The sequence below is a fragment of the Chryseobacterium salviniae genome (genome assembly GCF_035819015.1).
Taxonomy (GTDB): Bacteria; Bacteroidota; Bacteroidia; order Flavobacteriales; family Weeksellaceae; genus Chryseobacterium; species Chryseobacterium salviniae.
In genome coordinates, this window is record NZ_JAYLAA010000074.1 from 1 (window position 1) to 3,920 (window position 3,920).

Below are 3,920 nucleotides of genomic sequence, written 5' to 3' on the forward strand. Positions count from 1 at the left end.
TGAAGATTTAAAACACATAATTGCGCTATGAAAAATCTTCGCAACGGTGAGTTTTTCGGACAAACCACTGAAACTTTGCGCTTCGGGGGATTAACGATTACAGATACGGAATATACATACCCCTTCGTAGACTGGCATTATCACGAAAACCCTTATTTCACCTTCTTGCTGCAGGGAAATATGACTGAAGGTAATAAAAAAGAAGTATACGACTGCGCAGCCGGAACACTACTTTATCATCACTGGCAGGACTCGCACTACAATACAAAACCTGATGTGTTTACAAGGGGATTTCATATTGAAATTTCGGAAGATTGGTTTGAAAAATTTCAGCTTTCAAAAGATAAAACAGAAGGAAGCTTTAATATTAAAAATCCGGCAGTAAAGCTATTGATGTACCGTATTTTCAAAGAAACAAAAAGCATTGATAATTCTTTTGAGATGTCGATAGATCAAATCCTGCTTGATATTTTTCACGAAATAGCCGGCCTGAAAACCAGTAGAGAAAAAAATCCTTTGTGGGTAAAACAAATTGACGAGATTCTTCATGAAACTTTTATGGAAAAATTGAATTTATCAGACCTTGCAAAAATAGTAAATATTCACCCGATCCATCTGAGCAGGGATTTTAAGAAATATTTCCGTTGCAACTTAGGAGAATATCTCAGGAAATTAAAAGTGGAAAATTCTTTAAAAATTCTGAATGAATTTGAGTCTTTATCGGAAGTTGCACTGGAATGCGGCTTTTCCGACCAAAGTCATTTTATCAGGTGTTTTAAAGAAAATATAGGTATTACACCTTTAAAGTATAGAAATATTCTGAAGAAATAGCAATGTTAATTTCATTCTATTTTCTACAAAAGGGAAAGTCTAATTTTGTCAGATAAAAAAAGATATTCATGCCTACATTCTCAAAACAATATAAATCGTATCTGACTTTATTGTTATCGATAATATTTCAAATGTTTTATTTTGGTCAAAAAGTAAATATTGTCGAAACGGAAGGTATAAAAACAGAATTACAGAAAAATAATACCGGGAAAATATTTTTTACATATAAGAAAATCGGAGACAATATTTTACAGCAGAAAGATTTTTTAGATTTCTACACGCTTACCAACAAGAGCAATCTTTTTTTTGTTGCTTATTTTGATAATTCTCTGACCAATTATAAGCATTTTCTGGCACCTGAAATTCCTTTAGATTCATTATTCAAAAGCGGAAATTATCAGTTTACATTGTTTGTGGACGGAAAAGAAATCTATAAAAGCAACCTAATACCGGGAGCTCCACAACCTGAAATTCAGGATAAGGCTACTTCGTTAAACCGACCTTTTATAGATAATTTGTACGGCCAGGGTTCCTGGAGCGAATCTTTTTGGAATCGATTTCTTCATAATGGCGGAGATCAGGCGCTTTCGGATGGCAGTCATACTCTGAAAATGGAAATCCGACCTTACGTAAAAATCGACACTATAAAAACAGGCGAAATAATTGCTGCGGGAAGTCTGAAACTAAACGTGGCAAGAAATCCAAAAATTGATATTTCAACAATTACTTTAAATAAAATAGTTCCTTACAATGGATTTTTTGTTTCTAAGGAAAAATATGATACAGAAAAAATAAAATTACTGAAAGGGTCTATAGATGAAGGAATATTTAAAAAGATAAACAGTATTGTTGTTATAAAAAACGGAGGGATATTAATTGAGGAATATTTCAATGACGAAACTAGAGAAACGCTTCACGACCCCCGCTCTGTCGGGAAATCATTGACTTCAACATTGATGGGGCAAGCAATTTCCGAGGGTTATATCAAAAATGAATTACAACCGCTTAAAACTTTTTATCCGCTTCATCAATTTGCAAATTTCAGTACAGCCAAAGAGCAGATTACCATTAAAGACCTTTTGACAATGAGCTCCGGATTGGATGGAAATGATGAAGACGGTAACAGTCCCGGAAATGAAGAGAATATGTATCCTACTTCAGATTGGGTAAAGTTTGCGCTGGATTTGCCTTTTCAGGAAAAATTGAATCATCGGTGGCATTATTTCACTGCAGGAGTAGTTGTTTTGGGAGATATTCTAGATAAATCTGTTCCGAATGGTTTAAAGAATTATGCCGATGAAAAGCTGTTCAAACCTCTTGGAATTAATCATTATGACTGGCAATATACTCCACAAAATGTTCCGAATACAGCAGGTGGAATTAAAATGAATGCACTGGATTTCGCAAAATACGGTCAGCTTTATAAAAATGACGGGATCTGGAATAATAAACAAATTCTTTCCAAAAAATGGATCAACAGAACTTTTACAAAACAAAAACAAATAAACGGCAGGAATAATGAGTATTACGGCTATTTGTTCTGGAATAAAAGCTATAAATCAAAAGGTAAATTATACGAAGCATACTATTGTGCAGGAAATGGAGGAAACTATATCGTGGTTTTTAAAGACCAGCCATTAGTGATTGTTATTACAGCAAGTGCCTATGGACAGCCTTATGCCCATTCACAGGCTGATAAAATAATACAGGATTATTTACTGCCCGCAGTGTTTGTGCAGAAGTAATTTAAATAAGTAACTTGTGAATAAGTGAATGCTTAAAGCTGAATTAAGATTTATTCATCTTTTTTAGAAGGAACCAGAAAAACATCAATAAGCCCTTCCGGGAGCTGCATTTTGATGATCCTTTCTTGCCGGTTCACTTCAAGAATCCAGTCTTTGATGATAGGAATTACCACTTCTTTGCCATCAAGATTGGTAATAAAATAGGTTTGCGCGGTCTGATCGTTTACAGATCTGATTACGCCGCAGTCATTATCATTTTCATCAACGATATTATACCCGATGATCTCGTGATAATAGAATTGTTTTCCGGAAAGTTTTGGGAGTGTGGAAAGCGGTAAATAAACATTCTTCCCTAAGGACTGATCTACCAGTGCTTCCGTAGAGTTTTTAAAGGCAATATTAAGAGCATCCAATTTACTCCAGGATGATTTTTCAATAAAAAAAGGAACCAATAATCCGTTGATTTCAACGAATATTGATTCCAATTTATTGTAAAGCTCGGGTTGGTCAGTATCCAGTTTAAGGATAACATTTCCCGCAAGTCCGTGTCTGCGTGTGATTTTTCCTAATAAATAGCAATCTTCTTTACGCATACAGGGCTTCCTTACGCTTCAGTGTTTTCTTCTGTAGATTCAGCAGCAGCTTCTCCTTCTGTAGTTTCTTCAGCAGGTGCGTTGGCAGCTTCTTCAGCAGCTTTCGCATCAGCATCAGCCTGTGCAGCAGCAGCGATTCTTGCTTCATTTACTTTAGCTTCCGCGTCTAAAGCAGCTTTTCTGGCATCAGCCTGCGCTTTAGATAATCCTTCAACCTTACCTTGTACTTTAGCTTCTTTAGCCTCTACCCAAGCATTGAATCTTTTTTCAGCTTCAGCCTCATCAAAAGCCCCTTTAGCAACACCACCTTGTAAGTGTTTTTTGTAAAGCGCCCCTTTGTAAGAAAGAATAGCTCTTGCCGTATCAGTTGGCTGAGCACCGTTGTTTAACCACTTTACAGCAGAATCAACATTTAAATCGATTGTTGCAGGGTTAGTAATTGGGTTGTATGTTCCTAACTTCTCGATGAATTTACCATCTCTTCTAGCTCTGGAATCTGCAACCACGATGTGGAAAAAAGGTCTTCCTTTAGATCCGTGTCTTTGTAATCTGATTTTTACTGACATAATGTTTGAATTTTAAGGGAACTCGTCCCAGTTAAATATTTTAAGAGTGCAAAGATAACAAAAAAGTTTGAAGTAAAAAGATCTAACTAAAATTTTTTATAAATTCCGGTGCTTTGATTGGGAGCCGGGAACCTGCTCTCGCTACTCGCTTTTTCTGGTTTCGGGGGGGGGAAAGCCCCCCCCCC

At 36.1% G+C, this 3,920-nt stretch carries 4 protein-coding genes; 2 read left to right on the forward strand and 2 right to left on the reverse strand.

All coding sequences use genetic code 11. The features are described from left to right. Window positions 1–27: 27 nt before the first annotated feature. Together SOP96_RS19660 and SOP96_RS19665 are read left to right on the forward strand one after the other, a co-directional pair. Window positions 28–831, forward strand: coding sequence for a helix-turn-helix domain-containing protein (locus tag SOP96_RS19660; protein WP_326322578.1), 804 nt, complete (start codon window positions 28–30; stop codon window positions 829–831). Window positions 832–899: 68 nt separating this feature from the next. Next, a complete protein-coding gene (locus tag SOP96_RS19665; RefSeq protein ID WP_326322579.1) occupies window positions 900–2,576 on the forward strand; it encodes a serine hydrolase domain-containing protein in 1,677 nt (558 codons plus the stop codon). A 50-nt stretch (window positions 2,577–2,626) separates the two neighbouring features. On the opposite strand, the gene rimM is transcribed toward SOP96_RS19665, so the two are convergent. After that, window positions 2,627–3,169, reverse strand: coding sequence for a ribosome maturation factor RimM (rimM, locus tag SOP96_RS19670; RefSeq protein WP_326322580.1), 543 nt, complete (start codon window positions 3,167–3,169; stop codon window positions 2,627–2,629). 11 nt (window positions 3,170–3,180) lie between these two features. Continuing rightward, a complete protein-coding gene (locus SOP96_RS19675) occupies window positions 3,181–3,735 on the reverse strand; it encodes a 30S ribosomal protein S16 (protein WP_326322581.1) in 555 nt (184 codons plus the stop codon). Window positions 3,736–3,920: the final 185 nt, after the last annotated feature.

Bases quoted from the DNA above. Each gene is read 5' to 3' on its own strand.
- SOP96_RS19660 (WP_326322578.1), top strand. From the start codon at position 28: ATGAAAAATCTTCGCAACGGTGAGTTTTTCGGACAAACCACTGAAACT.
- SOP96_RS19665 (WP_326322579.1), top strand. From the start codon at position 900: ATGCCTACATTCTCAAAACAATATAAATCGTATCTGACTTTATTGTTA.
- SOP96_RS19675 (WP_326322581.1), bottom strand. From the start codon at position 3,735: ATGTCAGTAAAAATCAGATTACAAAGACACGGATCTAAAGGAAGACCT.
- rimM (WP_326322580.1), bottom strand. From the start codon at position 3,169: ATGCGTAAAGAAGATTGCTATTTATTAGGAAAAATCACACGCAGACAC.